The organism is Mesorhizobium sp., from assembly GCF_024509055.1.
Taxonomy (GTDB): Bacteria; Pseudomonadota; Alphaproteobacteria; order Rhizobiales; family Rhizobiaceae; genus Mesorhizobium.
Genome location: NZ_JANINM010000075.1, coordinates 35,352 through 60,780, shown reverse-complemented (window position 1 = coordinate 60,780; position 25,429 = coordinate 35,352). Strand labels below are relative to the sequence as shown.

Here is a 25,429-nt window from a genome sequence, read left to right as displayed (position 1 = left end):
CAACCGGCTGTTAACCGGTTGGTCGCTGGTTCGAATCCGGCCCGGGGAGCCAAATTTTTCAAGCAAGACTCGAACAGTCATTCGCAAGCTGCGGATTGCGCTCGCAGCTTTCCCCGGACTGCCGCGCGAATCTGAGGTCGCAGGCCGCTGCGCCATGCTCCAAATCGTCGCCGATGACAGCGCTGCGGCGGCCAGGCCGGATCGACTGGCTCGTCCTCCGTTCGCTCGGCTTGCGGAGCGCCGCCGCCGGGTAACGCGAATGTGTCCAGAGGCTGCGGCCACCAATCTGGTGGAACTTTAGCTCGATGATAGGTTCCTCCCCGGGGGACATCTCATGGAGTTCGCAATGAAAACTGCCGCACGCATTCTCGCCGCTTTGGCTTTCGCCGGGTTCGTGACCAGCGGGGCTCTGGCCCAGACCACGACGACGGCGCCAGCCACGACCACCACGACAACGACGCCGGCTCCGGCAAAGCCGAAGACCGCCATGTCGCCTGCGAAGACCTCGATCTCGAAGCAGTGCTCAGCGCTTGCGGACCAGAAGGGGCTTCACGGCAAGGATCGCGAGAAGTTCCGCGCGGCCTGCAAGAAGAATGGCGGCAAGGCGCCGTCGTAACAATCCGACACAGCGCCTAGGCCCGGGACAGCCCCTGGCGCCTAATCAGCTTTGACCCCTACCCCAGGCAGTCGCCGGTTGCTTGGGGTAGCACATGGATGATTTCGCGAGTCGCCGGCGGTCCTATTGGAGCCCGAACCCCGCGCCTGCTGGATTGCAGCCTGCCAGGGTCACCCAGGTGATTTAGCCCCAAAACTTGGCGATCTCCTCCCGCGTTTGCGCGCTTCGGCATCCATAGCGTCGCAACGGCAACAGGAACCTTTGCGAAAAGCGTCCGTTGAAATTGCTTGCCGCGCCGAAACAAGGCCGGGAGCCGTTGCCTTGGACGCAAACCTCGAAAGAACCGAACGAGAAGCCGAACCCTCTAAGCGTGAGCAGGGCGTTTCCGAGCCTGTTCAAGATCGTGGTGCGAACTCGTCCGATGGCAAACCGATCGACGAGCGATCCGCCGGCGAACAGCCGCCCGACATTGTGCGAAACCATCCCTATTTGACGGCGATCATCGCTCTCGTGGTGTTGCTTTGCACGGTCGCCGCGGTGTTCTGGTGGCTCAACGCGCGTCACTATGAGTCGACCGACGATGCTTTCATCGACGCGCGCACCGTCACAGTGGGCGCCGAAATCGCCGGCCGCATAACGGATGTGGCCGTCACCGACAACCAGTCAGTCGAAGCCGGCGCCGTGCTCTTGCGTATCGATGACAGCGACTATCAGGCCTCGCTCAAGCAGGCGCAGGCCGGCGTGGCGTCGGCACAGGCCGACATAACCAACGTGACGGCACAGATCGGGGCGCAGAACGCCAAGATCGATGCCGCCGAGAAGCAGGTCGCGCAGGCGCAGGCCGCCCTCGAATTCGCCAAGTCCGAGGACCAGCGCAATCGTGAGTTGCTGGCAAAGGGCACGACAACCCTACAACAGGCCCAACAGGCGGCGTCGACCTTGCGCCAGGATCAGGCGGCGTTGGACACCGCCGCGGCCAATGCCTCGGCCGAAAAGAGCCAGATCGCCGTCTTGCAGGCCCAGGGCAAAAGCTCCGAAGCCAAACTTCAGCAGGCGCAGGCCGCCGCGGACCAGGCCAGGACCACGCTCACCCGCACGATGATAGTGGCTCCGGTCGCCGGCCGCGCCACCAGCATCACGGCGGCAAAGGGCACCTATGCGCAACCGGGCCAAGTGCTGATGATGTTCGTGCCGAAGGACGTCTGGGTGAACGCGAATTTCAAGGAAACGCAGCTAGATCTGATGCGGCCTGGCCAATCGGTCGATATCACCGTCGACGCCTATCCCGAAAAGACGTTCCACGGCCATGTCGACAGCATCCAGGCCGGCAGCGGCACCGCATTCAGCCTGCTGCCGGCCGAGAACGCGACCGGCAATTTCGTCAAGGTCGTGCAGCGAGTGCCGGTCAAGATCGTGTTCGACCAGCCGCCCGACGTCTATCTCGGCCCCGGCATGTCGGTGGTGCCGACGGTCAAGGTGCGATGAGTGGGGACGCCCAGGCGCATGGCAGCGAAAGCCGGTCGGCAGCTGGCGGTCGCAACCCCTGGCTCATTGCCATCGTCGTTTCGATCGCGACCTTCATGCTGGTCCTCGATACCTCGATCGCCAACGTCGCCTTGCGCAACATCGCGGGCAGCCTGGCGGCCGGCGTGGACGAGAGCACCTGGGTGATCACCACTTACCTGGTAGCCAACTCGGTCATCATCCCGATCAGCGGCTGGCTGGCCAGCGTCATCGGCCGCAAGCGTTACTACATGTTCTGCGTGGCGACCTTCACGCTCGCCTCGCTGCTGTGCGGATTGGCCCCCAACCTGCAAATGCTGATCGTGTTCCGCATCCTCCAGGGGTTGGGCGGCGGCGGCATGGCGCCAAGCGAGCAGTCGATCCTCGCGGACACCTTCCCACCGGAGAAGCGTTCGCAGGCCTTCGCCCTCTACGGCATTGCCGTCATCGTCGCGCCGACGGTCGGGCCGACCATCGGCGGCTGGCTGACGGACAATTTCTCGTGGCACTGGATCTTCTTCATCAACGTGCCGTTCGGCATTCTTTCGGTGGCTCTCGTCCAGTGGCTGGTCGTGGAGCCCGACATCCTCGAACAGGAGCGGCGGGAACTGCTGCGGGGAGGTCTCAAGGTCGATTGGATCGGCTTCATCCTGGTTGCCACGGCGCTCGGTTGCCTCGAGGTCTTTCTCGACGAGGGCCAGCGCAACGACTGGTTCGCATCGACCTTCATAACGGTATTCGCCGCGGTTTCGGCGGTTTCGTTCCTCCTGCTTGTCCCCTGGGAATTCACCCGACGTGATCCGATCGTCGACATCAGGCTGCTTTTCACCCGGCAGTTCGGCATGTCGTTCCTGGTCATGATGGCAGTAGGCGCGGTGCTCTTCAGCACCACGCAATTACTGCCGCAGTTGCAGCAGGCCACCTTCGACTACACCGCCACCCTGTCTGGCCTGTCGATGATGCCCGGCGGTGTCGCCATGCTGCTTTTGATGCCCATCTCAGGCTTCGTATCCGGCGTCGTTCAGCCAAGGTACCTCATCATGATGGGGATGGCCGCCGTCGCTATCGCACTCTGGCACATGACCTCGCTGACGCCCGATGCCAGCTTCAGTTTCTTCGCCTTCGCGCGCATATTCATGATGGTTGGACTGCCGTTCCTGTTCATCCCGATCTCAACCGCCGCCTATGTCGGCCTCCCGCCCCAAAAGACCAACCAGGCATCGGCGCTGATCAACGTCGCCCGCAACCTTGGCGGCAGTATCGGCGTGTCGCTCTCAAACACCGCGATTGCTCAGAATGCCCAGTTCCACCAGTCGGTGCTGGTAAGCCATACGGCGCAATCGAGCGAAGCCTACCAGCACACGCTTCGTCAGGTGACGAACCAATTCGCCGCGGAGGGCTCGCCGCTCGGAGAAGCCAAACAGCAAGCCATCGGTTGGATCGGAGAAGAGATCGCCCGGCAAGCTTCGCTGCTCGCCTATATCGATGTCTTCTTCTATTGCGCGGTGGCCACGGCATTGCTGGTGCCATTGGCGTTGATGCTCCGGCCGCCCAGGCAGGCGTCAACAAAACGCTAGCGCAATCTGTATCCGAAGCTTGCGCCGCTGCGCCCGCCGCGCCAAGCTGGCGACAGTTGGAGGAAACCCATGCGATACATACTGGCGTCCGCATTGCTGCTAACGGCGGCCCTTTCCGCGACCGCTGCCAACGCCCTGGACAGCAGCAACACGCCAGTGGTCGTGACATCGCTGGCGTCGAAGACGACCACAGCCTCCGGGCAGCCGATCACATTGCCGCAGAAGAATGTCGAGGTTCAGGTTTCGTCCTACCAGATCGCGCCGGGCGCGACCTTGCCGGTCCACAAGCATCCCTTCCCGCGTTACGCCTATGTCGAGGCCGGAACGCTCAAGGTCACCAATGTCGAGACCGGCGTCAGCACCACCTACAAGACCGGCGACTTCATCGTCGAGATGATCGGCCAATGGCACCAGGCCACCAATGTCGGCACCGACCCGGTCAAGCTTCTGGTGATCGACCAGATCGAAAAAGGCGCCAAGAACACGATCCTCAAGCAATAGCCGCAGAAATCGCCAGGCTCGGCCTAGGGTACTCCGGCCTCGGCGCCCTTGCGGTGCGGATACTCAACCCCAGGCGCCCACCGGCTGCCGCGTGGTCGCGTTGAGGCGGTTGAAGGCGTTGATCAGCGCGATCTGGATCACCAGCGCGGCAAGCGCCTTGTCGTCATAATGGCGGGCGGCCTCCTCCCAGACTTCGTCCGGCACGGCGTTGGAACGATCGGCCAGCCGCGTCGCGGCCTCGGCGAGCGCAAGAGCCGCGCGCTCGGCGCCGTTGAAGTAGGGGGTTTCGCGCCAGGCTGATAGCGCAAAGATGCGCTCGTCCTTCTCGCCGGCCTGCTTCAGCTCGCGCGCATGCATGTCGACACAGACGCTGCAGGCGTTGATCTGGCTGGCGCGCAGATGGATGAGCTTGCGCGTGATGTATGGCACGTCCGCGGCTTCCGTGGACTTGTCCAATGCCAGCAAAGCCTGCAGCGCGCCGGGAATGAGCATTATCGGGTTCTTCAATCTCGCTTCCATGATCTGTCTCCTTTCGACATGCCTTCTCGGCCCTTGATGCGTGTGCATCAGGGTTCTAACCCCGTTGGGTATTGATCAGCTTGCGTGCCGTCTCGGCAGCACCTCCGGGAGGTCAGCCCTGCCCGGCCGCGACCTGTTCAAGCCGCTCCAGGATTCGTGGCCAGCCGCCGCCCATGCCTTTGTAACCGGGCTCGTCCTGGGGCCTGAAGCCAGCCTGTTCCATGCGGACCCGTGTGGCCGTCCCTTCCGGCGTCAGCGACCATGTGACGATGGTCTTCAGGCCGCTATCGGATTCGCTGCCGTTACCCCAGCTGTAGGCAAGGAGACGCGGCGGCTCGACCTTCAGCACCTCGCAGTTGACCACGCCGGACCAGCCTGGAATCGGCTTCGCGCGGAAGGTGAAGCGATGGCCCTGGACCGGTTGGAAGTCGTTCTCCATCAGCCACTCGGCCACCAGATGTGGCACGGTCAGCGCCCGCCACACCTTTTCGGCGGCGTGCGGGATGACCCGCTCGACGACGATCGATTTCGTTTCGCCCGCTACCGGTTCTTCGGCGCTGTGATCCATGGCATGCTCCTTTTCCAGTCTTTCCAGTAGGTTCGCCAGCCCGGTGAAATGCCGCGGCCAGCCCGCGCTGGCATTCTGGTAATCCCGCTCGTCTTGCGGCCGGAAGCCCGACTGCTCCATGCGCAGATGTGTGCCGCCCTGGCTCGGTGTCAGCGTCCAGGTGACGATGGTCCTGAAGCCATGCGCCACCGATGCATCGAGACTGTAGGACAGGCTTTTGTTTGGCTCGACAATGAGAACCCTGCCTTCGATGGCGCGATCACTATGCGCCCGGTCCTCTTCGTCATCCTTACCCGGCACTGCCTTGCTTCCCAGATCTATAACTCATCAGCTATGTGTTATCTATAACCATCGAGTTATTGATGTCAACGAGAATTCTGTGTGCGGGGTTGGAAACAGCGGCCACGACTTGGGCTGGACCGATGGTTGCGGCTTCCCCGGCAATCGCACCGATGCTAGGGCTGCCCATATCTTCAAGCATGGATGAACACTGGTGACCGACGCGCCAAAACCCCTGATCGAAATCTGTGTCGAAGGCATCGACGGACTGCTTGCGGCGCAAGCCGCCGGCGCCGACCGGGTCGAGCTTTGCGCCAGCCTCGTCGAGGGCGGCATCACACCGAGCCTTGGCACCGTGCGCGCAGCGCTACAAAGCGCCAGCATTCCCTTCCATGTCATCGTACGCCCGCGCGGCGGCGACTTCCTCTACAGCGAGCCCGAGTATCGCTCGATGCTCGCCGATGTCGAAGCCCTTCGCGAACTCGGCGTGGCCGGCGTCGTCGTCGGCTGCCTGACGACCGACGGCGCCATCGACGAGGAGCGGATGAGCGCGCTGGTGCAAGCGGCCGGCCCGCTCAATGTCACTTGCCACCGCGCCTTCGACATGACGCGCGACCCCACCGAGGCGCTCGAAGCGCTGATCCGCTGCAAGGTGGGCCGCGTGCTGACCAGCGGCCAGCGCGACACCGCCGTTGAAGGCGTCGAGCTTCTGGCGCAGCTCATTCGCCAGGCCGGCGAGCGCATCATCATCCTGGGTTGCGGCGGGCTGGCGCCCGATAACATCGGCGAAGTGCGCAGGCGCACCGGCCTGACCGAAATGCATTTCGCCGCGCTTGCCGACGTCCCGAGCGCCATGCGCTACCGCAACCCGAATGTCGGCATGGGCGGCACCGATCTCGACCGGGAGTACCGCAACACGGTGACGGACGAATCCCTGGTGGCGGCTACCATTGCGGCTGCGAGGGCCTGATGCGGGAGTTGCTGCCTATCGAACGCGTCTCGCCCACCGACGAGGCTGCCATTCTCGTTCTCAACAACGAGCATGCGGCCGAATTGTCATGGCTGGAGCCGGAGCGGCTGTCATTTCTGATCCGCGAAGCGTTCTACACGCGCCGTATCGGCCAGATCGAGGCGTTCATCATGTGCTTCGATCAGGACGCCCGCTACGACAGCCCCAACTTCCTCTGGTTCCGTCAGCGCTATCCGCGATTCGTCTATGTCGACCGGGTGGTGGTCTCAGCCGCGGCGCGCGGCCGCGGCCATGCTCGCCGACTTTATGAGGATCTGTTCGCGCAGGTCCTGCAGGCTGGCTACACAATAGTGACCTGCGAGGTGAACGCCGATCCGCCCAACCCAGCCTCGGACGCGTTCCATGCTGCGCTGGGCTTCGCCGAGGTCGGCGATGCCGTGATCCATGGCGGCGAGAAAGCGGTCCGCTATTATGCGAGGCCGATCGTCGACTAAGCCGCCTTCGCCGCTGCTGGCCACAAAAACAAGCTGAAGCTAATATATCTGTTCCGCTGGCTGGGGGAGCAGCATGCCTAGCAACGTCTTCCGCTTCGACGAAAGCTGGGACATCCCGGAAGGGACGCCGCAGGAAGTGTGGGACGTGTTGTCCGATGCCGAGCTGCTGCCGCTCTGGTGGGGCGACGCCTACAAGGAAGTCGAACCGCTCGACAGGAAAGGCAAGGGCGTCGTCGGTTCGCGGGCGAGAGCGCGGGCGCGCGGCGCCCTGCCCTATGAGCTGAACTTCATCATCGAGGCCGCCGAACTGGAACCCGGCAGACTTGTGGTGGTGAAGACTTTTGGCGATTTCGACGGACTGTGGCGGGCAGAGCTGTCGCCATCCGGCACCGGCACGCATGTGGCGCTCACCTGGCAGGTGATCGTGGAGAGACCGATCCTCAAATTCCTGGCGCCGCTGCTGAGGCCTGCCTTCCATCGCTGGACCACGCCGCGCGGCGAAGCCGGGCTTCGCCGCTATCTCGCCGCGCAACGACGCGGCAACGCCTGAATTCACCAGTTGCGGTTCAGCCAGCCGCGCGCCGGCTTCTCGACGATGTAGTAGCTCGCCAAGGCGCAGGCGAAGACCGCGGCCAGCATCGGCACCGCCGCGCTGCCCTTCTCGTCGACGAATTTGTAGAAGGGCTGCTGCCAGAGATAGAGCGAGTAGGACCAGAGCCCCAGGATCACCATCGGTCTCGTTGACAAGACCCCGATCAGGTACCCGCCGGCGAAATCAAGCGTGTTGACGGCAAGCGCCAGCAACGGCACGCCCAGTATATAGTGCAACGGGGTCGGCACCGGATCGAGGAACAGCAGCACCCCGCCCGCGGCGGCCGCAAGTGCGAAATGCGGGCTTTTCAGGAAGTCCGGCAGCCTGCCATCGGCCTTGAGCAGGCAGATCGAGGTCGACACCAGGATCGAGGCTATGTGCACGTCGGTGCGCCAGTAACTGGTTTCGTAGCCCATGCCGAGCACTGAGTAGGAGATGGCGCCGTTAGCCATCGCGAGCAGCGACAGGGCAAGCAGCAGGCGCACCACATTCGCGCGCCCGGAAACCACCACGCTGATCAGCGCCAAGAGGATGTATGAATGTTCCTCCACGCAAAGCGACCAGATGTGGTCGAGCGCGCCGGCGCGGGTGACTAGGGCGCCCGCATAGTTGTAGGTGAATGTCAGCGCCGTAAGCGCCGCTTTCCATTTGAAGGCGATGAAGGTGCCGGCAAGCCCAATCATGGCCGCAACGACGAATACCAGCAGCGCCGGATAGATCCGCGAGAAGCGGCGCTTGAAGAACTTCTTCAGCGGAAAGCGCTCGATGAACAGGATCTCGCCCATCAACCGGCCGCTGAGCACGAAGAAGAATTCGACGCCCAGGACCCCGAGATTGATGCCGGGAATCGGAAAGAAATGGCCGATCAACACCAGCGCGATCGACAGGCCGCGCCAGCCGTCGAGATAGGCGAGCCTCGCCCGCGATGCGCTTTCGACGGCGGCCCTGGGAAGGGCCAATTGGGTGGCGGAAATCTCGGACATGCCGATCCTTTCGCATGAGATGCGAAAGGGCACGGATAGCGACACGCGCACCGAACCCGGCTCGCATTCCCACCCGGCGCTATATTGCAGTGCGAAATAAAGTTGTGCAAGTGCGAAACAAAAATCGAAGCGTGGCTCGCACGCCAAACCGTTGTCTCGCAAGGAAAAAGGGGCCGACACGGCCCCTTCCCTTGCGCCAAAACAGCGTTCAGGCGTTGGCTGCGGCCACCGCGCGCTTGGCCATCACGGCGATCAGATTGGCGCGGTAGTCTGCCGAGGCATGCATGTCGCTCATCAGGCCCTTCGCCGACACTTTGATGCCGTCGAGCGCAGAGGCATCGAAGTTCTTGGTGAGTGCTGCCTCGACCTCCTTCGAGCGGAAGACGCCTTCGTCGCCGGCGCCGGTCACCGCTGCCCTGACCCCATCCTTGCCCTTGGTCACGAACACGCCGACGATGGCGTAGCGCGATGCAGGGTTGCGGAACTTCTCGTAAGCCGCCTTGGCAGGTGCAGTAAAGGTCACCGCCGTGATGATCTCGCCATCCTTGAGCGCCGTCTCGAACAGGCCCTTGAAGAATTTAGCGGCGGCAATCTCGCGCTTGTTGGTGACGATCGTGGCGTCCAGCGCCAGCAGAGCCGCGGGATAATCAGCCGCCGGGTCGTTGTTGGCCACCGAGCCGCCGATCGTGCCCTTGTGGCGCACCGCCGGATCGCCGATCAGCGACGCCATGTGGGCAAGCGCCGGACAGACTTTCCTCAGCTTCTCGTCGACCGAGACGTCGTAATGCGTCGTCGCCGCGCCGATGGTGACCGTATTGCCCGACACCTTGACGCCCTGCAGATCCTTCAGGCGTGAGATGTCGACAACGTCCGAAGGCGCGGCCAGCCGCGTCTTCATGGCGGGGATCAGCGTCATGCCGCCGGAAAGCAGCTTGGCGTCGCCGTTCTTCAACAGCTTGGCGGCGTCAGCGATCGAAGCGGCGCGGTGATAGTTGACCGAATACATGTTCGCTCCTCCTCAATGCTTCTTGGCGCGGATCGCCGACCAGACGGTCGACGGCGACGCCGGCATGGCGATGTCGGCGATGCCGATCGCATCGGTGATCGCGTTGATCACCGCCGGGGGCGAGCCGATCGCGCCCGCCTCGCCGCAGCCCTTGATGCCGAGCGGGTTGCTTGGGCAAGGCGTGTTCGAGGTCGAGACCCTGAACGACGGCAGGTCATCTGCGCGCGGCATGGTGTAGTCCATGTAGCTTGCAGTCAGCAGCTGGCCGCTCGAGTCGTAATGGGCGCCTTCGAGCAATGCCTGCCCGATGCCCTGCGCGATGCCGCCATGCACCTGCCCCTCGACGATCATCGGATTGATGATGTTGCCGAAATCGTCCGCCGCGACGAACTGGACGATCTCCGTCACGCCGGTCTCGGGATCGATCTCGACCTCGCAGATGTAGCAGCCCGCAGGGAAGGTGAAGTTGGCAGGATCGTAGAAGGCAGTTTCCTTCAGGCCGGGCTCCATGCCGGCCGGCAGGTTGTGGGCGGTATAGGCTGCCAGCGCGACCTGGAACCACGGCAGGCTCTTATCCGTGCCCGCCACCTTCACCTCGCCGTTCTCGATGACGACGTCACCCTCGTCGGCCTCGAGCAGGTGCGCGGCGATCTTCTTGGCCTTCGCCTCGACCTTGTCGAGCGCCTTCGCGACGGCCGACATGCCGACGGCGCCCGAGCGCGACCCGTAGGTGCCCATGCCCATCTGCACCTTGTCGGTGTCGCCATGGACGATCGAGACCGAGTCGATCGGCACGCCGAAGCGCTGGTTGACCAGTTGCGCGAAGGTCGTCTCATGGCCCTGGCCGTGGCTGTGCGAGCCGGTCAGCACCTCGATCGTGCCGACGGCATTGACGCGGACTTCCGCCGATTCCCAGAGACCGACGCCGGCGCCGAGCGAGCCGACCGCCGCCGACGGCGCGATGCCGCAAGCCTCGATATAACAGCTCATACCAATGCCGCGCAGCTTGCCTTGTTTGCCGGCATCGGCCTTGCGCTTGGCGAACCCGGCATAGTCGGCGGCCTTCATCGCCGCGTCCAGCGAGGCGCCATAATCGCCCGCGTCATAGTTCATGATGACGGGCGTCTGGTGCGGGAACGACGTGATGAAGTTCCTGCGCCTCAGTTCGGCCGGCGATACGCCAAGCTCGCGCGCGGCCGCCTCCATCGTGCGTTCCAGAAGGTAGGTCGCTTCCGGTCGCCCTGCCCCGCGATAGGCATCGACAGGGGCGGTATTCGTGTAGACGGTGCGCACATTGGCGTGGATCGCCGGGATGTTGTACTGCCCCGACAGAAGCGTGGCGTAGAGATAGGTCGGCACGCAGGACGAGAACAGCGACATATAGGCGCCGAGATTGGCTATCGTGTCGACCTTGAGGCCAGTGATGCGGTTGTCCTTGTCGAACGCCATTTCCACCGTCGAGACATGGTCGCGGCCATGTGCGTCGGAAAGGAAGCTCTCGGTCCGGTCCGCAACCCATTTGACCGGCACGCCGGTCTTCTTCGACGCCCACAGGCAGACGATCTCTTCCGGATAGATGTAGATCTTAGAGCCGAAGCCGCCGCCGACATCGGGCGCGATGACCCGCAGCTTATTCTCCGGGGCGACGTTGTAGAAGGCGCTCATCACCAGTCGTGCGAGATGCGGATTCTGCGACGTCGTCCAGCAGGTGAAGTGATCTTCCGCCTTGTCGTAGTGACCAAGCGCTGCCCGCGGCTCCATCGCGTTCGGCACCAGCCGGTTGTTGACGATCTTCATGCGCGTGACATGCGCCGCCGACTGGATCGCCGCGTCGGTCGCCTTGCCGTCGCCGATCTCCCAGTCGAAGATCAGATTGTTCTCGGCCTCGGGATGGACTTGCGGCGCCCCCTTTTCGAGCGCCTTGGTGGCCTCGACCACCGCTTTGAGTTCCTTGTAGGTGACCTCGACCGCTTCCGCCGCGTCGCGCGCCTGGCCCTTGGTGTCGGCGACCACGATGACGACGGCGTCGCCGACATAGCGAACCTTGTCGACGGCTAAGGGCGACCAGGCGCCCATCTTCATCGGCGAGCCGTCCTTGGAATGGATCATCCAGCCGCAGATCAGGTTGCCGATGCCGTCGGCCTTGAGCTCTTTGCCGCTCAGGACGCCGATGACGCCTGGCATTGCCTGCGCCTTCTTGACGTCGATCTTCTTGATTTCGGCATGCGCGTGCGGGCTGCGCACGAACACCGCATGCTTCATCCCCGGAACCACCATGTCGTCGACATAGCGGCCGCCGCCGGTGATGAACCTTTTGTCTTCCTTGCGCGCCACACGAGCGCCGACACCTTCGATACCCATAGGATTTCCTCCGGAATTTAGGGGAGTGGGGCAGTCAGGGAGTAGTGCAGCTGGGAGATCGGCGTTTTCTTCACCTACTCCCTTGCCGGCTTACTCCCCTAAGCCGCCTGCTTCGCCTTGCCCTTCGACCCCTTCATCGCTTCCGATGCGGCCAGGATCGCCTTGACGATGTTGTGGTAGCCGGTGCAGCGGCAGATATTGCCGTCCAGTTCGGCGCGCACGGTCGCCTCGTCCAGGCCCTCGGGGTGGCGTGCGATCATGTCGGTCGCCGTCATGATCATCCCCGGCGTGCAGAAGCCGCATTGCAGGCCGTGATGTTCCTTGAACGCTGCCTGCACCGGATGCAGGTCGGCGCCGTTCGCCAGGCCTTCGATGGTGACGACCGTGGATCCCGAGGCCTGTACGGCCAGCATCGAACAGGATTTCACCGCCCTGCCGTCGACATGGACGACGCAGGCGCCGCATTGCGAAGTATCGCAACCGACATGTGTCCCTGTCAGGCCGAGATTTTCTCTGAGGAAATGCACCAGCAGCGTTCGGTCCTCGGCGTTCCCGCTGACCCGCCTGCCATTCACAGTCAACGACACTTCCGACATGCAACCTCCCTGGGTGGAACCTTGGTCATCGCTTTGCCGATGCCGTGCTGATGCTTCGGCAGTGCGTTATTCTCACACCGTACAACGGGCAAAACAGTGCGGCCAGCGCCGCTTCCATTGTACTTTCGGTCATGGGCAATGTGCTTTACGGGCTCCGGTCGGGCCCATTGCCAAATCACGGATTGAGGGCAAAGATGCCGGCAACGCGAGCGTGCCCGACACGCATAAGAACAGCGTTGGAGGAAATGCGGGAGACGGGTACCTGGCCAGTTCGAGCACGCGCTACGCATGCGGCCTCTCGGCGCTTACGACCGACGAGGCCGACCCGAATGGCTTTGCCCGCGCCATCGCCACGGAAGCAGCCGCCATCGACGCCGGCTTCGCATTGCTCTTCTTTTCTCAAAGCCTCGTCGACGCGGCAGCACTTTCGCTGGCGCTGAAAACGCACGCGCCTTCGCTCGGCTATGCCGGATGCTCGACGGCCGGCGAGATCACCCCGCAGGGACTTGAGGAGGGGCATATCCTCGCCCTGCTTTTGCCGTCGGCGTCGTTTTCGACCGTAAGCACCATGGTCGAAAACCTGTCCTCTTCTGGCATGGACAGGATCACCGGTGAGGTCGCGGCGCTGCGGCGCCTGCTGCGCGGCCGTGCCGGACGGTCCACAAGCACCTTTGCGCTCTGTTTCATCGACGGCCTCTCCTATGCCGAGGAAGCGGTCACCTCGGCCATCCATTGGGGACTGGACGACATTCCGCTAATCGGCGGCTCGGCTGGCGACGACCTGAAATTCGAGACCACCAGGCTGATCTCCAACGGCCGGGTCGCTTCCGACAGCGCCATCATCGTGCTCATCGCGACAGAAATTCCCTTCCATGTCTTCAAGACCGACAATTTCATCCCCACCGACGAGAAACTCGTCGTCACAGCGTCGGATCCTGATCATCGTATCGTGCGCGAATTCAACGCCACCAACGCAGCGGAAGAATATGCCGCTTCCGTCGGCATCGTGCCGCAGACGCTGACGCCGCTGAGCTTCGCTTCGCACCCCGTGGTGGTGAAGGTCGGTGGCGAATATTACTGCCGCTCGATCCAGCGCATGCACCCCGACGGCTCGCTGTCATTCTTCTGCGCCATAGACGACGGCGTCGTTCTCTCGATCGCCCAGCCCAAGAACATGGTGGAGGCGACGCGTACGGCGCTGCAGGATGTCGAGCGCAAGCTCGGCGGCATCGACATGGTGCTCGGCTTCGACTGCGTGCTGCGCCGGCTCGACGCGCGCAACCGCCAGGTCTTCCGCGACATCTCCGAGCTCTACCGGACCAACAACGTCATCGGCTTCGGCACCTATGGCGAGCAGTACCGCTCGATGCACCTCAATCAGACCTTTACCGGCATCGCCTTCGGCGAGCGGCAAGCGGCGGAGTGAGGACGGCCATGCCGCTTCGCGACATCGACGACCTCAACAAACTGAAGAAGATCAACGCCGCCCTCGTCAGCCGTGTCGAGCGCTCGATGGACCAGCAGGGCAATGCCTTCTCGCTGTTCCAGACGGCGATTTCGCTGGAGAACCGGGTGCGCACGCGCACCGAGGAACTGCATGCCACCTTGCGCCGGCTCGAGCAGTCGAACATCGATCTCGTCGCGGCCAAGGAAACGGCGGAGCAGGCGAACCTCTCCAAGACCAGATTCCTCGCCGCCGCCAGCCACGACGTGCTGCAGCCACTGAATGCCGCGCATCTGTCGGTCTCGGCGCTGGCCGAGGTGCAGACCAGCGAGGAAGGCAAGAAACTTGTCCGCCAGGTCGAGCGCTCGCTGGAGACGATGGAAGACCTGCTGCGCACGCTGCTCGACATCTCCAAGCTCGACGCCGGCGTGGTGCAGCCCGAGATTGGCGACGTCAGCCTGGAGGCACTGTTTTCCTCGCTGCGCTCCGACTTCCTGCCCGAGGCGCAGAAGAAAGGGCTGTCGCTGAAATTCCGGCCGGTCAACGTCGTCGTGCGCTCCGACCGCACGCTGTTGCGCCGCATCCTGCAGAACATCCTCTCCAACGCACTGCGCTACACACGCTCGGGTGGCGTGCTGGTCGGCACCAGGCATCGCGGCGACACCATCCGCATCGATGTCGCCGACACCGGCTGCGGCATCCCCGACGACCAGCGCGAAGCGGTGTTCGAGGAGTTCCATCGCGGCACCTCTACCCTTGCCGAGGGCAGGCTGGCGGGTGGGCTGGGCCTCGGCCTGGCGATCGTGCGCCGCATGGCGGCGGCGCTCGGGCATCCCGTCACCTTTTCCTCCAGGGTCGGGCGCGGCACCATCTTCCACATCGATGTGCCTGTCGGCATGAGCGCGGCGGCCGAGCCGACGGCAGGCGCCGCCGACATGGAGCGGCCGCGCGGCTACGGCCTGTTCGGCACCAAGGTGCTGCTGGTCGAGAACGATGTCGACGTGCTCGGCGCCATGACCTCGCTGCTTGAGCGCTGGCAGTGCCTGGTCCGCGCCGCGACCTCGACCGACGACGCCCTCGACCTGCTCGGCGACACCGACTGGGTGCCCGACATCGTCATCGCCGACCAGCATCTCGACGGCGGCGACCTAGGCACCGCCACGATCGCCGAAGTGCGCGACTATCTCGGCCGGCCGGTCCCTGCCCTGATCGTCACCGCCGACGGCTCGGAACCCGTCGCCAAAGCGGCCCGCGCCGCTGGCATCGAATTGATGCGCAAACCGCTGAAACCGGCGCAGCTAAGAGCGCTGCTGGCGCATTTGCTGGCTTAGGAAGCGGAGCCGTTCGGTGAACGAATCGTATGCAGAATCTGATTTGAAAATATTAACGGACGCGTTAGGGCATATAGCCAGCAATCCAAGGATATATATCGGAGAAAAGTATGTTCCGGAAAATCTAATTGCAAGGCTAGCGAGCGATTTGATGATTTTCGGATCCCTTGCTATTTCAATTGAAAGAATCAATGGCTGGTGGAAAATATCATCAGAATTAGATTGGCTTCAAACGGACGACGGCCACATATCCTATGACGAATTCTACTCGCTAGTCCCGATATTGGGGAAGGAGCTGTTTCGGGACAAAGCGGGGGTTTTACTTAATGCTTTTTCCATCTTCCTAGTTACAGTTGGCACCGATGGATTAAAAGTTATAAAAGGCGGTTATGAGACTGGCGACCTGCCGCTAGATCATAACCATATCAAGGATGTTATCGGTAGAAAGCTGTTTGTAAAGCTGCCGGCTGAAATTGTTATCACCTAATCAGGACCACAAAGACAGCAGAATTACGGTGGAATATAGTCTGGTCGCCGAGCGAGCAAGTTCCCTCAAAACCCCGCCTGATCGCGAAACAGCTCCGCATTGTCCAGCTTCGACACCTCGATCACAGCCTGCGTGCGGCTATACACATTGAGCTTGCGCAAAATCTCCGAGACATGTGCCTTCACCGTCGTCTCGCCCACCTGCAGCTCATAGGCGATCTGCTTGTTGAGCATGCCCTGTCGCAGCATCTGCAGGACCCTTAACTGCTGCGGTGTCAGCCTCGCGAGGCGCTGCACCATGTCGGCGCGGTCGGTACTGTCGGGGTCCGGCGGCTGGCCTTCGTAGTTTTCCGGGACGTAAACGGCGCCGTCCATCACCGAGCGGATGGCGGCGGCCAGATCGCTTTTCCGCGCCGATTTCGGAATGAAGCCTGCCGCGCCGTAGGACAGCGCCTCGGAAATGATCTTCGGCTCCTCATAGCCCGATACGATTACCACGGGCAGGCGCGGATAGCGGGTCCTGAGCTGCAGCAGCCCCTCGAAACCGTGCACGTCGGGCATGCTCAGATCGAGCAGCGCCAGGTCGAACGGCTTCGCGCCGGCGAGAAGCTCGATCGCCTCCGCGATCGAGCGTGCCTCGACGGTGTCGACATCCGGATAGGCCATCTGCACGGCGCTGTGCAGCGCCTCGCGGAACAGCGGGTGGTCGTCGATGATCAGGAAGCGGGCGCGGTCGCTGGCTGAGGTCATTGCTGAGGTTCGGGCATCGGTTCGGTTTCGGTGACCAGAGGATAGTCTCCTGAAGATGTCCAGATTATTGCCAAATAGTACATCGCCCGGAGGCCGGCTCGTCGTCAAAAAGGAAGGCCCAAGGTTTCGCGGGCTTAATGCCTTGCCCGCCTGGCGAAATCGGCCGAATGTGCAACCGATCCATACCCACGCAGAGACCATCGATGACAGAATTCGTCCTTGCGCCGCCGGCGATCGCCTCGGTAGCCATCGCCGGCTCGACGGAACGCTTTGCTGTGCGCCGCATCTTTTGCGTCGGGCGCAATTATGCCGCGCATGCGCGTGAGCTTGGCAATGACGAGCGCGACCCGCCTTTCTTCTTCACCAAGCCGGCCGACGCCGTGGTCGATACCGGTTCGGAAATCCCCTACCCGCCTTTGACTTCGAACCTGCATCACGAGATCGAACTCGTCGTCGCCATCGGCAAAGCCGGCTTCCGGATACCGCGCGAACACGCGCTGTCCCATGTCTGGGGCTATGGCGTCGGCATCGACCTTACCCGCCGCGACTTGCAGGATCAGGCGAAGAAGGCGGCCCGCCCCTGGGACTGGTCGAAGGCGTTCGACCTCTCGGCGCCCTGCGGGCCATTGCTGCCTGCCGCAAAGTCGGGCCATCCCGGCAAGGGCCGTATCTGGCTCGCCGTCAACGGCGAGACCAGGCAGGAGGGCGACCTCGCCGAGCTGATCTGGCCGGTCGCCGACATCGTCGCGATCTGCAGCGAGGCGGTCGAGCTTCAGCCCGGCGACCTGATCTTCACCGGCACGCCCGCGGGTGTCGGCGCGGTCCAGGCCGGCGACAGGATCACCGGCGGCGTCGACGGCATCGGTACGATCGAAGTGACCATCGGGCAGCCAAGGGCATGAGCGATCTCGTTCTCCACAACTACTATCGCTCCTCCACCTCCTATCGGGTGCGGATCGCGCTGGCGATGAAGGGGCTGGACTACACCTATGTGCCGCACCACCTGCGCCACGGCGAGCATCTCGAGCCCGCCTATCTCGCGGTCAACCCGCAAGGTCTTGTGCCGGCCCTCGTGCTGGACGACGGCACGCTTTTGACCCAGTCGCTGGCGATCGTCGAATATCTCGACGAGATCCAGCCTGAACCGCCGCTGCTGCCGAACGATCCGCTTGGACGTGCCCGTGTCCGCATGCTGGCGCAGATGATCGCCTGCGACATCCACCCCGTGAACAACCTGCGAGTGCTGACCTCGCTTCGCACCTTGTTCGGCGCCAGCGACGAGGATGTAGCCAACTGGTTCCGGCACTGGGTGAACGAGGGTTTCAAACCGCTTGAGAAGATTCTGGCTTCGTCGCCCGACACCGGTGCCTTCTGCCACGGTGACACGCCGGGGCTGGCCGACATCTGCCTTGCCGCCCAGGTCACCAACAACGCCCGCTTCGGCGTCGACATGGCGCCTTACCCGTTGATCTCGCGAATCCACGCCGCCTGCATGGCGCTGCCCGCCTTCCAGAAGGCAGCCCCTCAGAATCAGATCGATGCGGAATAGCATCTAGCGCCCTACTCGCACCGTCGCCGCCCAGAACGCCAGCGCCGCCAGGCCGATGCCGGCGCCAAGCAGGCACACGCCGGTCCAGCCCCAGGCGCCATAGATCATGGTCGAGGCGATCGAGCCCAGCGCGCTGCCCAGCGAATAGAACACCATGTAGCCGCCGACGAGCCGGCTACGCGCGTCCGGCCGGCGCGCGAAGATCAGGCTTTGATTGGTGACATGCACGGCCTGGATGGCAAGATCGAGCATAACGATGCCAAGCACCAGCAGCCAAAGCGACGTGCCCATGAAGGCGACCGGCAGCCAGGCAGCAGCCATCAGTAGAAGGCTGAGACCGGTCACCAATTGGCCGCGACCGCGATCGGCGAGCATGCCGGCCGGACGTGCGCCAAGCGCGCCGACGACGCCGGCCAGGCCGAACAGCCCGATCTCGGTATGCGAGAGCGAAAAGGGCGGCGCTGCCAACGGCAGAACCAGCGGCGCCCAGAGCACGTTGAAACTGGCGAAGATCAACATGGCAAGCACCGCGCGCACCCGGAGCAGCGGTTCATCTACAAACAGACGCAGCACCGAACCCAGAAGACGCACATAGGATGTCCGCGGCCGCGCTGCCTCGTGAGGCGGTAGCACCCGCAACAGGATCGCCGCCATCACCAGCGTCAGCCCCGCAGAGACGAGATAGACGGAGCGCCAGCCGGCGAAATCGGCGACCAGCCCCGAAACGAAACGCGCAAGCAGGACGCCGAGGATGACGCCGCTGGTGACGGTGCCGACCGCCCGTCCCCGCTCCGCCGGCGGCGCCAGGTCCGCGGCATAGGCAACCAGCACCTGCACGACCACCGCGAGCAGGCCAACTGCCGCGAGGCTGGCGAGCAGCACGGCGGCACCGGGCGAAAGGCCGACAACGACAAGCGCCAGGGCCGAAAGCGCCGCCTGGGTTGCAACCAGCTTGCGACGGTCGAAAAGGTCGCCGAGCGGCACGATGAAGAACAGGCCGAGCGCATAGCCGATCTGGGTTACCGTCACCACGATGCCCACCGAGGCCGGGTCAATGGCAAAGTCGCGCGCGATGGCATCGAGCAGCGGATGCGCGAAATAGACATTGGCGACGCTCAAGCCGCAGGCAACCGCAAAGATGAGCGCGGTGAGGCGCGGCAGTCCCTTCCTGCCCTTGTCCGCCAGATCTTCCGCGACACGCCGCAGGTCGCTGCCTCGCAGTTGCAGGTTCATCTTGCCCTCCATTCGGTTTCAAATTGAAACCATTGCGAAATAGAGCGGTGAGTTTTATCTTGCAACCAGAAATCGGAAGTCTGGACGAATTGCATGGTTAAACGGACGAGCCATCAGAGCGCGGATTGCCTCATCGCCCGACCGCTGGACGCGATCGGCGACTGGTGGTCGCTGCTCATCGTGCGTGACGCCTTCGACGGCATGCGGCGTTTCGGCGAATTCCAGAAAAGCCTCGGCGTGGCGAAGAACATCCTGTCGGCGCGGCTGCGCAATCTCGTCGCGCACGGCATTCTCGAAACCGTTCCGGCGCCGGACGGCAGCGCGCATCATGAATATGTGCTGACCGACAAAGGGCGTGGTCTGTTCTATGTCCTTGTGGCCCTTCGCCAATGGGGCGAAACCTATTTCTCCGGGCCGGGCGAGCCGTACACCTTCATGGTCGACACACGGAGCGGCAAACCGATAAGGCGATTGGAAGTGCATGCGGAGGACGGACGCCTGCTTGCGCCCGGCGAAACGCGGCTGGCCGATTTCCGCCAGCAGCCGGAATAGCTGAACGGCCTGGCTGTTGCCTGCACTGGCAGAATCGATTTCCGGTCAACCGACGGCGGAATCGGCTATCGTCGGCCAAAAATGGACCACCGTTGGGAGCGTGCCGATGAAAGCTGTTGTGTTCGAAAAATTCGGCGAGGCACCGAAGATCCAGACCGTGCCCGATCCGAAGCCGGCGGCGGATGGCGTGGTGATCAAGGTCGAGGCGACCGGCCTCTGCCGTAGTGACTGGCACGGCTGGATGGGTCACGATGACGGCATCACCCTGCCCCATGTCCCGGGCCATGAGCTGGCCGGCGTCGTCGTCGCCGCCGGCAAGCAGGTGAGCCGCTGGAAAGCCGGCGACCGCGTCACCGTGCCGTTCGCGGTCGGTTGCGGCCGCTGCTTTGAATGCACCTCGGGCAACCATCAGGTCTGCGAGCACCAGACGCAGCCGGGCTTCACCGGCTGGGGCTCCTTCGCGGAATATGTCGGCATCGAGCATGCCGACACCAATCTGGTGCGCCTGCCGGAGGAAATGGAATACGCCACCGCCGCCAGCCTCGGCTGCCGCTTCGTCACCTCCTTCCGCGCCATCGTTGACCAGGGCCGGGTCACGCCGGGCGAATGGGTGGCGGTGCATGGCTGCGGCGGTGTCGGCCTGTCGGCCATCATGATCGCCAGCGCCATGGGCGCCAATGTCATTGCCATCGACTTGACCGACGAGAAGCTGGAATTCGCCAGGAAGATCGGCGCCGTGGCGACTATCAACGCCTCGACAACGTCGAACGTCGTCAAGGCGGTCAAGCAGATCACCAACGGCGGCGCGCATATGTCGATGGACGCGCTCGGCCACCCGACCACCAGCTTCAACTCGATTTCCAATCTGCGCCGCCGCGGCCGCCACGTTCAGGTGGGGCTGATGCTCGGCGAGCATGCCCGCCCGCAGGTGCCGATGGACAAGGTGATCGCCTTCGAGCTCGAAATCCTAGGCAGCCACGGCATGCAGGCCTATCGCTATACCGCCATGATGGAGATGATCCGCACCGGCAAGCTCAAACCCGAACTGCTGGTCGGTAAGAAGATCAGCCTCGAGGAGGCGCCGGCCGCGCTGATGGCCATGGGCGGGTTTGAGGGCATTGGCATCGGGGTGGTGACGAAGTTTTAGTAGGCGTTATCGAAAAAATATCTTTACAACCATGACGCGATAATTCAATCTTAGATTGAATATATGCATCGATTGTCAAGGACAACGATGAGACTCTTTTGGCCTGCCTTCTTTTGCTTTGGCCTGCGTTGGTGGCGCGCGCGGAAGATAGTGCCATTCCCAGCGGACCTAAGACGCCCAGCCAAGGCGCCTCTACGTCAGATCAGCCGATAGCGACAAAAGAATCCAATCTGCGTTTCGAGGACTTTCCCGCCAAGGTTTTCCAAAGGAAGCCCGCAAGGAACATCCAGATTCATCCCAACGATTCCTGGGCGCGCGCCGTAAAACCGGACATTCGCGAAGCCATGAAGCGCGGCGCTGGTTTTGCCGGACACTTCGCGGTCGTCCTAGTCAATTGCGGCAACGCCTGCATTGCCGCTCGGATGATTGACTTGCGCACCGGTCAACTCTTTTGGATTCCGGGGGGCTACCAGCTTGATTTGGAATACTATCTAGACAGCCGCTTAATGAGGGTTTCCTGGGCAGAGCCTTCCGAAAACCCGGTATGCGTACGTCAAGATTTTGAGTGGACCGGGCACAAATTTGTCATGCGCTACGAGGATCGCGAGAAAGCCGCAGACACATCCGATTGCTCCCGTTTAGTGTATTTGGGCAAGCCGCCGCATCAGTGAGCAAACCGCAACAGCATTAGACCTACCTTGCAAACTTCTTCGCCCCGAACACGCACGCCACCACACCCAGCGTCACCACTACCATCAGCGGGCTGACCTGTTCGTGCAGCAGCGTCGCTGCCAGCGCCAGGCCGAAGAAGGGCTGCAGCAACTGCAACTGGCCGACGGCGGCGATGCCGCCTTCGGCGAGGCCGCGATACCAGAACACGAAACCGATCAGCATGCTGAACAGCGAGACGTAAGCGAGACCGAGCCAGGCGCCGGAGCCTATACCGGCAAAGGAAGCCGGCAACGTGGCAACGCTGAGTGCCAGCATGATCGGCAGTGACAGCGCCAGTGCCCAACAGATCACCTGCCAGCCGCCGAGCTTGCGCGACAGCTTGGCTCCTTCGGCATAGCCCAGCCCGCAGACGATGATGGCGGCGAGCATCAGGCCGTCGCCGACTGGTGACGCCGTCACGCCCTGCATCAGCGCGAAGCCCGCCACCAGGGCGCTGCCCAGGCAGGAGAACAGCCAGAAGGCCAGGCGCGGACGATCACCGCCACGCAGCACGCCGAAGATCGCCGTCGCCAGCGGCAGCAATCCGACGAAGATGATGGAATGCGCCGAGGTGACATGCTTGAGCGCCAGCGCCGTCAGCAGGGGGAAGCCGACCACGACGCCAAGCGCGACGATGACCAGCGATATCAGGTCGCCTCGGTCCGGTCGCTTTTCGCGAAAGAGCAGCAGCATCGCAATCCCGAGCAGTCCAGCGATCGCCGCGCGGGCCGAGGTAAGGAAGGTCGGGTTGAAATCCATGACCGCCACGCGCGTCGCCGGCAGGGAGCCGCTGAAGATCAGCACGCCAATAAAGCCGTTCAGCCAGCCGTTCAAACTCTTGTCCATCTTCCGCTCCGTTTGCTCTTCCGTACCCGCACGGTGCGTGACATTGCTAGAGACAATGCGGTACAATTGCGCAAAACTGTAATGGTCAACAGGGAAGTACAGATGGACAATCCCGACCCAAATACCGGCAGCGGGACGCTCGTCGAGGCCGTCATGTCAGCCATCCGGCAGCGGATCGCCGCCCGCGCCCTGACGCCCGGCGCACGCCTGCCCTCGATCCGCGCCTTCGCCGCAACAATGCAGGTGTCGAAGTCGACGGTGGTAGAAGCCTACGAGCGCCTCGCGGCGGAAGGCACTATCCGCTCGCGACCGGGTTCCGGTTTCTACGCCGCCGGGCCGCTCGCGCCGCTGTCGCTGGCGGAGATCGGGCCGCAGTTGGATCGCGCCGTCGATCCGCTCTGGGTCTCGCGGCAGTCGCTCGAGGCCGGCAGCGACATGCTGAAGCCCGGCTGTGGCTGGCTGCCCGCGTCCTGGATGCCGCAGGCGGCCCTGCGCCGCGCCTTGCGCAGCGCTGCGCGCGCGACCGACGAGGCGCTCGCCGACTACGGCACGCCGCTGGGTTTGCCGGCGCTGCGGCAACTGCTTGCCCGCCGCCTGTCGGCACATGGCGTCGAGGCCTCGCCGGACCAGATCATGCTCACCGAATCCGGTACGCAGGCGATCGACCTTCTCTGCCGCTTCCTGCTCGAACCTGGCGACACTGTGCTGGTCGACGACCCCTGCTACTTCAACTTCCATGCGCTTTTGCGCGCGCATCAGGCAAAGGTGGTCGGCGTGCCCGTCACGCCATCAGGACCCGATGTCGACCTGTTCGCGCAGGCGCTGGCCGAGCACCGGCCGCGCCTCTACATCACCAACTCCGCACTCCACAATCCGACAGGCGCGGTGCTCTCGCCCGTCGTAGCTCACCGGCTGCTGAAGCTCGCCGATCAATCGGACCTCGCCATCATCGAGGATGACATCTTCGCCGATTTCGAGCATTCGCCCGCGCCCAGGCTGGCCGCTTTCGACGGTCTCGGCCGCGTCGTCCAGATCGGCTCCTTCTCCAAGACGCTGTCGGCTTCGGTGCGTTGCGGTTTCATCGCCGCGCCTCGCGACTGGATGGAAGGACTGACCGATCTCAAGATCGCCACCTCATTCGGCGGCGGCCATCTCTCATCCGAGTTGGTGCTATCCCTGCTCAAGGACGGCAGCTACCGCAAGCATGTCGAGCAACTGCGCGCGCGGCTGTCGCGTGCAATGGCCGAAACCGCTGACCGGCTGAAATCGCTGGATATCGCCCCCTGGATCGACCAGCCCACGGGCATGTTCCTGTGGTGCCGCCTGCCGGATGGCATCGAGGCCGCCGATGTCGCGCGCCGCGCCCTGGCGGACAATGTCGTGCTCGCCCCCGGCAATGCCTTCAGCCTGTCGCTCACCGCCGGCCGTTTCATGCGCTTCAACGTCGCCCAATGCGCGGACGAGCGCATCTTCAGGGTGCTGGAAAGAGCGATGGTCGCCTCTCCCGGCAAGGCTGGATAACAGCGTTTGGGTCTGTCGAGATTCAGGTCAGGCCGAGTCGAAGACGGTGGTTTCCGAGAACCGGAGCGGAGCGTACTTCTGGTACGTGAGCACCGGAAGCGCAGGAAGCCATCGTTTGCAGGAAGGCCTCACCTGAATATCGGCGGACCCTAAGCGCCTGCCCGTTTACGGCGCTCATACATCATCACCAGCGTCTCGGCCGTAAGCGCCGGCTTCTGCTCGCCCTCGATCTCGACGGTGTTCGCGGCCTTCATCAGATACTGGCCGGGGCCGCGGTCCTCCATCGACAGCAGGGTCGTGCGCAACCTGATTCGCGCGCCGGCCTTTACTGGCGAAAGGAAGCGCACCTTGTCGAAGCCGAAGTTGAAGGCGGCTTGCGTGTTTTCCGGCACGATGCCCATTTCGAGCGCCAGCGCTCCGATGATCGACAGGGTCAGATAGCCATGCGCGATCGTCGTGCGGAACGGGCTCTGCCTTCTGGCGCGCTCCGTATCGACATGGATCCACTGGTGATCGCCGGTGCATTCGGCGAACTGGTCGATGCGCCGCTGGTCGACCGTCGTCCAGTCCGACACGCCAAGCTCCTGCCCGGACATTGTCCTCAACTGCTCGAAAGTCGGCGGCTTTTTCGGCCGTGTTTCCGTCATTCCTGCTTTCCCGGTGACTCCTGACCGTCTCCCGACCACGAACCGGCGGCTAATGTCAATTCGCGGTGCTGCGATTTCGCCCGTAGGGTTGACGGATTTGCAGCGAGCAAGGAACGCTCCAGCCGCGGCGCTGGTTGCGTGAAAGACCCGCGCCCGCGTTGAAAATACCGGGACCGGTCCGTTATCTTTTTTCGTAGCCGGTGCGGATTTCGGCCATCGCGTCCTTGATCCGGTCGCGTAGGATTTCGACCGATTCGGTGCTGGATTTCCGCACAAGATCGGCCACTTCGCTGGCGTTCTTCAGCGTTGTCTCGAAGGACTTCCGGGCGAAGTCGGCCTGCTTGGCCATCAGATCCTGCGGATTGCCGTGAGCCTGGTAGTTCTGCGCCATGCGGGTGATCTCACCCATCGCCTCCTGGACCATTTCATGCTGCCTCGCCAGCACGGAGGATGCGCCGGCGGCGCTTGCCCGGGCGGATTTCTCCAGGGCTTCGAGGTTCTTGCGATGATGGTCGAGGATCGACTGGACGTCGACGCTCGGCAGCTTCAGGTCGCGGCCGAACCTGCTGAACATATCCAGGAAAGAATCTGACTCCGGTTGCTTTGCCATGTCGTGCCTCCCGATCTGCCGCGGCTGCGGCGCCCTC

At 63.2% G+C, this 25,429-nt stretch carries 27 protein-coding genes and 1 pseudogene; 16 read left to right on the top strand and 12 right to left on the bottom strand.

Annotated elements, in window-relative coordinates; genetic code table 11:
• Positions 1–346 precede the first annotated feature (346 nt).
• From Q0L57_RS04830 to Q0L57_RS04815, 4 genes are all read left to right on the top strand, one after another.
• The gene (locus Q0L57_RS04830) at positions 347–616 is read left to right on the top strand and encodes a hypothetical protein (protein WP_296738851.1); all 270 of its coding nucleotides are present in this window, start codon (positions 347–349) and stop codon (positions 614–616) included.
• A gap of 489 nt (positions 617–1,105) precedes the next feature.
• A complete protein-coding gene (locus tag Q0L57_RS04825) occupies positions 1,106–2,101 on the top strand; it encodes an HlyD family secretion protein (protein ID WP_296738849.1) in 996 nt (331 codons plus the stop codon).
• On the top strand, positions 2,098–3,696 hold the full coding sequence (locus tag Q0L57_RS04820; protein WP_296738846.1) for a DHA2 family efflux MFS transporter permease subunit: 1,599 nt from the start codon (positions 2,098–2,100) through the stop codon (positions 3,694–3,696). The genes Q0L57_RS04825 and Q0L57_RS04820 overlap by 4 nt, the downstream gene beginning before the upstream one ends.
• Before the next feature lie 69 nt (positions 3,697–3,765).
• Complete coding sequence (locus Q0L57_RS04815; RefSeq protein WP_296738844.1) at positions 3,766–4,197, top strand: cupin domain-containing protein; 432 nt, start codon at positions 3,766–3,768, stop codon at positions 4,195–4,197.
• A 63-nt stretch (positions 4,198–4,260) separates the two neighbouring features.
• Here the strand turns inward: Q0L57_RS04815 and Q0L57_RS04810 are convergent, their stop codons facing one another.
• The 3 genes and pseudogenes from Q0L57_RS04810 to Q0L57_RS04800 form a co-directional block, all read right to left on the bottom strand.
• Positions 4,261–4,716 (bottom strand): carboxymuconolactone decarboxylase family protein, encoded by a 456-nt coding sequence (locus Q0L57_RS04810; RefSeq protein ID WP_296738842.1) that lies wholly within the window; start codon positions 4,714–4,716, stop codon positions 4,261–4,263.
• Positions 4,717–4,828: 112 nt separating this feature from the next.
• Positions 4,829–5,284: an SRPBCC domain-containing protein gene (locus Q0L57_RS04805; RefSeq protein ID WP_296738856.1), complete on the bottom strand. Its 456-nt coding sequence runs from the start codon at positions 5,282–5,284 to the stop codon at positions 4,829–4,831.
• Between the two features lie 33 nt (positions 5,285–5,317).
• A pseudogene (locus Q0L57_RS04800) lies at positions 5,318–5,584 on the bottom strand (SRPBCC domain-containing protein); the annotation flags it as partial.
• Positions 5,585–5,777: 193 nt separating this feature from the next.
• On the opposite strand from Q0L57_RS04800, the gene Q0L57_RS04795 reads away from it, so the two are divergent.
• The 3 genes from Q0L57_RS04795 (at position 5,778) to Q0L57_RS04785 (ending at position 7,577) form a co-directional block, all read left to right on the top strand.
• The gene (locus Q0L57_RS04795; RefSeq protein ID WP_296738841.1) at positions 5,778–6,533 is read left to right on the top strand and encodes a copper homeostasis protein CutC; all 756 of its coding nucleotides are present in this window, start codon (positions 5,778–5,780) and stop codon (positions 6,531–6,533) included.
• Positions 6,533–7,027, top strand: coding sequence for a GNAT family N-acetyltransferase (locus tag Q0L57_RS04790; RefSeq protein WP_296738838.1), 495 nt, complete (start codon positions 6,533–6,535; stop codon positions 7,025–7,027). Before Q0L57_RS04795 ends, Q0L57_RS04790 begins: the two co-directional genes overlap by 1 nt.
• Before the next feature lie 73 nt (positions 7,028–7,100).
• Complete coding sequence (locus Q0L57_RS04785) at positions 7,101–7,577, top strand: SRPBCC family protein (RefSeq protein WP_296738835.1); 477 nt, start codon at positions 7,101–7,103, stop codon at positions 7,575–7,577.
• Between the two features lie 2 nt (positions 7,578–7,579).
• Here the strand turns inward: Q0L57_RS04785 and Q0L57_RS04780 are convergent, their stop codons facing one another.
• From Q0L57_RS04780 to Q0L57_RS04765, 4 genes are all read right to left on the bottom strand, one after another.
• The gene (locus tag Q0L57_RS04780) at positions 7,580–8,602 is read right to left on the bottom strand and encodes an acyltransferase (protein ID WP_296738832.1); all 1,023 of its coding nucleotides are present in this window, start codon (positions 8,600–8,602) and stop codon (positions 7,580–7,582) included.
• Positions 8,603–8,810: 208 nt separating this feature from the next.
• Complete coding sequence (locus tag Q0L57_RS04775) at positions 8,811–9,608, bottom strand: xanthine dehydrogenase family protein subunit M (RefSeq protein ID WP_296738829.1); 798 nt, start codon at positions 9,606–9,608, stop codon at positions 8,811–8,813.
• Positions 9,609–9,620: 12 nt separating this feature from the next.
• Entirely contained in the window at positions 9,621–11,969 is a 2,349-nt protein-coding gene (locus tag Q0L57_RS04770) for a xanthine dehydrogenase family protein molybdopterin-binding subunit (protein WP_296738826.1), read from the bottom strand.
• Between the two features lie 98 nt (positions 11,970–12,067).
• Positions 12,068–12,565 (bottom strand): (2Fe-2S)-binding protein, encoded by a 498-nt coding sequence (locus tag Q0L57_RS04765; protein ID WP_296738823.1) that lies wholly within the window; start codon positions 12,563–12,565, stop codon positions 12,068–12,070.
• A 211-nt stretch (positions 12,566–12,776) separates the two neighbouring features.
• Here Q0L57_RS04765 and Q0L57_RS04760 point away from each other — a divergent pair, with 211 nt between their 5' ends.
• From Q0L57_RS04760 to Q0L57_RS04750, 3 genes are read left to right on the top strand one after another with little or no spacing between them, the layout of a single operon-like run.
• Positions 12,777–13,991 (top strand): FIST signal transduction protein, encoded by a 1,215-nt coding sequence (locus Q0L57_RS04760; RefSeq protein WP_296738820.1) that lies wholly within the window; start codon positions 12,777–12,779, stop codon positions 13,989–13,991.
• Between the two features lie 8 nt (positions 13,992–13,999).
• Positions 14,000–15,340: a hybrid sensor histidine kinase/response regulator gene (locus Q0L57_RS04755; protein ID WP_296738817.1), complete on the top strand. Its 1,341-nt coding sequence runs from the start codon at positions 14,000–14,002 to the stop codon at positions 15,338–15,340.
• A gap of 16 nt (positions 15,341–15,356) precedes the next feature.
• A complete protein-coding gene (locus Q0L57_RS04750) occupies positions 15,357–15,827 on the top strand; it encodes a hypothetical protein (RefSeq protein ID WP_296738815.1) in 471 nt (156 codons plus the stop codon).
• A gap of 65 nt (positions 15,828–15,892) precedes the next feature.
• On the opposite strand, the gene Q0L57_RS04745 is transcribed toward Q0L57_RS04750, so the two are convergent.
• Positions 15,893–16,576 (bottom strand): response regulator transcription factor, encoded by a 684-nt coding sequence (locus tag Q0L57_RS04745; protein WP_296738813.1) that lies wholly within the window; start codon positions 16,574–16,576, stop codon positions 15,893–15,895.
• Positions 16,577–16,779: 203 nt separating this feature from the next.
• Here Q0L57_RS04745 and Q0L57_RS04740 point away from each other — a divergent pair, with 203 nt between their 5' ends.
• Together Q0L57_RS04740 and maiA are read left to right on the top strand one after the other, a co-directional pair.
• Positions 16,780–17,478 (top strand): fumarylacetoacetate hydrolase family protein, encoded by a 699-nt coding sequence (locus Q0L57_RS04740; protein ID WP_296738810.1) that lies wholly within the window; start codon positions 16,780–16,782, stop codon positions 17,476–17,478.
• Positions 17,475–18,125: a maleylacetoacetate isomerase gene (gene maiA, locus Q0L57_RS04735; protein ID WP_296738808.1), complete on the top strand. Its 651-nt coding sequence runs from the start codon at positions 17,475–17,477 to the stop codon at positions 18,123–18,125. Before Q0L57_RS04740 ends, maiA begins: the two co-directional genes overlap by 4 nt.
• Before the next feature lie 3 nt (positions 18,126–18,128).
• Here maiA and Q0L57_RS04730 read toward each other — a convergent pair whose 3' ends face one another.
• Positions 18,129–19,358 carry an MFS transporter gene (locus Q0L57_RS04730; protein ID WP_296738805.1) on the bottom strand — a complete coding sequence of 410 codons (1,230 nt, stop codon included), beginning with the start codon at positions 19,356–19,358 and terminating at the stop codon, positions 18,129–18,131.
• 93 nt (positions 19,359–19,451) lie between these two features.
• Between Q0L57_RS04730 and Q0L57_RS04725 the strand changes: the two genes are divergently transcribed.
• From Q0L57_RS04725 to Q0L57_RS04715, 3 genes are all read left to right on the top strand, one after another.
• Complete coding sequence (locus Q0L57_RS04725; RefSeq protein ID WP_296738802.1) at positions 19,452–19,910, top strand: helix-turn-helix domain-containing protein; 459 nt, start codon at positions 19,452–19,454, stop codon at positions 19,908–19,910.
• A gap of 106 nt (positions 19,911–20,016) precedes the next feature.
• Positions 20,017–21,057, top strand: coding sequence for a zinc-dependent alcohol dehydrogenase family protein (locus tag Q0L57_RS04720; RefSeq protein WP_296738799.1), 1,041 nt, complete (start codon positions 20,017–20,019; stop codon positions 21,055–21,057).
• Between the two features lie 98 nt (positions 21,058–21,155).
• Positions 21,156–21,728, top strand: coding sequence for a hypothetical protein (locus Q0L57_RS04715; RefSeq protein ID WP_296738797.1), 573 nt, complete (start codon positions 21,156–21,158; stop codon positions 21,726–21,728).
• A 22-nt stretch (positions 21,729–21,750) separates the two neighbouring features.
• Here the strand turns inward: Q0L57_RS04715 and Q0L57_RS04710 are convergent, their stop codons facing one another.
• Positions 21,751–22,614, bottom strand: a complete 864-nt coding sequence (locus tag Q0L57_RS04710; RefSeq protein WP_296738795.1) for a DMT family transporter — start codon at positions 22,612–22,614, stop codon at positions 21,751–21,753.
• A 102-nt stretch (positions 22,615–22,716) separates the two neighbouring features.
• Between Q0L57_RS04710 and Q0L57_RS04705 the strand changes: the two genes are divergently transcribed.
• The gene (locus Q0L57_RS04705; RefSeq protein WP_296738792.1) at positions 22,717–24,135 is read left to right on the top strand and encodes a PLP-dependent aminotransferase family protein; all 1,419 of its coding nucleotides are present in this window, start codon (positions 22,717–22,719) and stop codon (positions 24,133–24,135) included.
• Positions 24,136–24,284: 149 nt separating this feature from the next.
• Here the strand turns inward: Q0L57_RS04705 and Q0L57_RS04700 are convergent, their stop codons facing one another.
• The gene (locus Q0L57_RS04700; RefSeq protein WP_296738790.1) at positions 24,285–24,782 is read right to left on the bottom strand and encodes a MaoC family dehydratase; all 498 of its coding nucleotides are present in this window, start codon (positions 24,780–24,782) and stop codon (positions 24,285–24,287) included.
• A gap of 181 nt (positions 24,783–24,963) precedes the next feature.
• Positions 24,964–25,392, bottom strand: coding sequence for a phasin family protein (gene phaP, locus Q0L57_RS04695; protein WP_296738787.1), 429 nt, complete (start codon positions 25,390–25,392; stop codon positions 24,964–24,966).
• Positions 25,393–25,429 lie beyond the last annotated feature (37 nt).

Bases quoted from the DNA above. Each gene is read 5' to 3' on its own strand.
- maiA (WP_296738808.1), top strand. From the start codon at position 17,475: ATGAGCGATCTCGTTCTCCACAACTACTATCGCTCCTCCACCTCCTAT.
- Q0L57_RS04815 (WP_296738844.1), top strand. From the start codon at position 3,766: ATGCGATACATACTGGCGTCCGCATTGCTGCTAACGGCGGCCCTTTCC.
- Q0L57_RS04765 (WP_296738823.1), bottom strand. From the start codon at position 12,565: ATGTCGGAAGTGTCGTTGACTGTGAATGGCAGGCGGGTCAGCGGGAAC.
- Q0L57_RS04740 (WP_296738810.1), top strand. From the start codon at position 16,780: ATGACAGAATTCGTCCTTGCGCCGCCGGCGATCGCCTCGGTAGCCATC.
- Q0L57_RS04745 (WP_296738813.1), bottom strand. From the start codon at position 16,576: ATGACCTCAGCCAGCGACCGCGCCCGCTTCCTGATCATCGACGACCAC.
- Q0L57_RS04775 (WP_296738829.1), bottom strand. From the start codon at position 9,608: ATGTATTCGGTCAACTATCACCGCGCCGCTTCGATCGCTGACGCCGCC.
- Q0L57_RS04830 (WP_296738851.1), top strand. From the start codon at position 347: ATGAAAACTGCCGCACGCATTCTCGCCGCTTTGGCTTTCGCCGGGTTC.
- Q0L57_RS04780 (WP_296738832.1), bottom strand. From the start codon at position 8,602: ATGTCCGAGATTTCCGCCACCCAATTGGCCCTTCCCAGGGCCGCCGTC.
- Q0L57_RS04805 (WP_296738856.1), bottom strand. From the start codon at position 5,284: ATGGATCACAGCGCCGAAGAACCGGTAGCGGGCGAAACGAAATCGATC.
- Q0L57_RS04820 (WP_296738846.1), top strand. From the start codon at position 2,098: ATGAGTGGGGACGCCCAGGCGCATGGCAGCGAAAGCCGGTCGGCAGCT.
- Q0L57_RS04730 (WP_296738805.1), bottom strand. From the start codon at position 19,358: ATGAACCTGCAACTGCGAGGCAGCGACCTGCGGCGTGTCGCGGAAGAT.
- Q0L57_RS04810 (WP_296738842.1), bottom strand. From the start codon at position 4,716: ATGGAAGCGAGATTGAAGAACCCGATAATGCTCATTCCCGGCGCGCTG.
- Q0L57_RS04700 (WP_296738790.1), bottom strand. From the start codon at position 24,782: ATGACGGAAACACGGCCGAAAAAGCCGCCGACTTTCGAGCAGTTGAGG.
- Q0L57_RS04785 (WP_296738835.1), top strand. From the start codon at position 7,101: ATGCCTAGCAACGTCTTCCGCTTCGACGAAAGCTGGGACATCCCGGAA.
- Q0L57_RS04720 (WP_296738799.1), top strand. From the start codon at position 20,017: ATGAAAGCTGTTGTGTTCGAAAAATTCGGCGAGGCACCGAAGATCCAG.
- Q0L57_RS04725 (WP_296738802.1), top strand. From the start codon at position 19,452: ATGGTTAAACGGACGAGCCATCAGAGCGCGGATTGCCTCATCGCCCGA.
- Q0L57_RS04755 (WP_296738817.1), top strand. From the start codon at position 14,000: ATGCCGCTTCGCGACATCGACGACCTCAACAAACTGAAGAAGATCAAC.
- phaP (WP_296738787.1), bottom strand. From the start codon at position 25,392: ATGGCAAAGCAACCGGAGTCAGATTCTTTCCTGGATATGTTCAGCAGG.
- Q0L57_RS04705 (WP_296738792.1), top strand. From the start codon at position 22,717: ATGGACAATCCCGACCCAAATACCGGCAGCGGGACGCTCGTCGAGGCC.
- Q0L57_RS04770 (WP_296738826.1), bottom strand. From the start codon at position 11,969: ATGGGTATCGAAGGTGTCGGCGCTCGTGTGGCGCGCAAGGAAGACAAA.
- Q0L57_RS04710 (WP_296738795.1), bottom strand. From the start codon at position 22,614: ATGGACAAGAGTTTGAACGGCTGGCTGAACGGCTTTATTGGCGTGCTG.
- Q0L57_RS04790 (WP_296738838.1), top strand. From the start codon at position 6,533: ATGCGGGAGTTGCTGCCTATCGAACGCGTCTCGCCCACCGACGAGGCT.